General features: G+C 34.2%; 2 protein-coding genes. Both read right to left on the bottom strand.

Annotation, left to right across the window (positions count from 1 at the left end; translation table 11 throughout):
* Positions 1–275: 275 nt before the first annotated feature.
* Positions 276–785 carry a hypothetical protein gene (locus H540_RS0122220; protein WP_028402432.1) on the bottom strand — a complete coding sequence of 170 codons (510 nt, stop codon included), beginning with the start codon at positions 783–785 and terminating at the stop codon, positions 276–278.
* Positions 786–869: 84 nt separating this feature from the next.
* Complete coding sequence (locus H540_RS0122215; RefSeq protein ID WP_028402431.1) at positions 870–1,169, bottom strand: YjdJ family protein; 300 nt, start codon at positions 1,167–1,169, stop codon at positions 870–872.
* Positions 1,170–1,577: the final 408 nt, after the last annotated feature.

Below are 1,577 nucleotides of genomic sequence, written 5' to 3'. Positions count from 1 at the left end.
AATAAAAATCATTGCAAAAGGTACTGATATCAATCCTAAACCAATATTCAAAGACTATTCAATCCCTTCAAAGAACAATAATTAAACAGCAAACCCCTCCCCGTTCTGGAGAGAGGCGTTATCTGCTCTTACAATTTGTTTTTTTATGTACTTATTTGTTCAGAAACGTGGAAAACGAAAATGAACGCCATTATTTTATGGGAGTATATAGAAGCCCGATGATTCATTAAAAAAGCAGATGAACGTTATTTGTTCATCTGCTTTTTACTTATAGATTAATAGTTATAGTATAGACGGCCGCCGTTTACAATTACAGTGTCCCCGCCCTCACTTACAAATTTAAACTTGTAGGATGCACCTCTCGGAAGGTGTGAAAAACTGAAAGGCACCCAACCAGATTGATTGTAAGATACGCCTTTACCCATGTATGTACCAGCTGAATTATAAGCATAAATTGCAGCTGCTTTGTTTCTAGTACCAAATTCAACATCTACTGGACCAGGATTGTAGAATGTGGATCCGGCCTTAATCCAAACAAAGTTGGAAAATGTAGCTTTTCCAATAACATAAGAAGAAACAGCCATTGTAGAAACGCCACCAGCTGCCTTAACAGGTGCGGAATTTTCTGCAACTGAGTTAATTGGCTTATCATTTGCATCAAAATATTGAATTTGTGCTGCTTTTTCTGCTTTCGTTGGTTCAGCTGCTGCTGCTTGCGTAGTAGTGAATGCCCCAAAAAGGAGAAATGTAGCAAGTAAGGTTTTAGCAATTTTGTTGATTCTCATAGTAAATTCATCCTCCTATAATATTATTCAACTTTTAAATATATCATAATATTACATAAAAGGGAACTATTTACATATAAAAACCTATTTTTCTCTTGTTCTCTTAATCACAAAAAACCAAATAAGCCCAATTATGTATAAAAAGCTTATAACCATGATGATCACTGACGTTGGCTCAAACCGAGCAGCATATAGGAAATAATCCAATTGCATAATATCATTTTCATTTGTGATCGGGCCTTTCAACCAGTTTGTAAATTTCGTTATTCTTCCCCATTGAATGGTATTGTTGGTTAATTGGCTGCCTTGATACCAACTGATATACGTTGACGCAATAAAAAAAATGATGGCTGTTCCCAATTGGACCATGTAACGCACTTTCATTGCAATACCTCCTAAAATACATATAGCATTTTACTATTATAACAAATAAAACTAAATATTCCTAAATAAGGGATTGTCGAAAGGTGAATGATTCCCTTATACTGCAGAAGTTTTTGGGGATTTCGATAGCTTTTTCTTAGCAATTAATTCAGTGCAGATAAGGTGGCAAAACTTGTTCTTTTTGAAACATAAATTAATCACTGTTCCATTTACCAATTCAAATTTATTTTCCATCTGTATCAGTAATTACAATTTTTGTGAATCCTCGTATGATTTATGCAGGAAATAAAAATAATGTGAATTAAGCCTTACAAGGGTTCTGGTGCAAATATGATTTGTTAGAAACGTAGAGCCTCCATATCCTTTTCATCTAGGGGTTATGATGTTATTCCAAATAATTTATGTATG

Source organism: Ectobacillus panaciterrae DSM 19096 (assembly GCF_000430785.1).
Lineage (GTDB): Bacteria > Bacillota > Bacilli > Bacillales > Bacillaceae_G > Ectobacillus > Ectobacillus panaciterrae.
The sequence above is the reverse complement of the archived record's forward strand: the minus strand, read 5'-3'. Positions and strand labels throughout refer to the sequence as shown.

Bases quoted from the DNA above. Each gene is read 5' to 3' on its own strand.
- H540_RS0122220 (WP_028402432.1), bottom strand. From the start codon at position 785: ATGAGAATCAACAAAATTGCTAAAACCTTACTTGCTACATTTCTCCTT.
- H540_RS0122215 (WP_028402431.1), bottom strand. From the start codon at position 1,169: ATGAAAGTGCGTTACATGGTCCAATTGGGAACAGCCATCATTTTTTTT.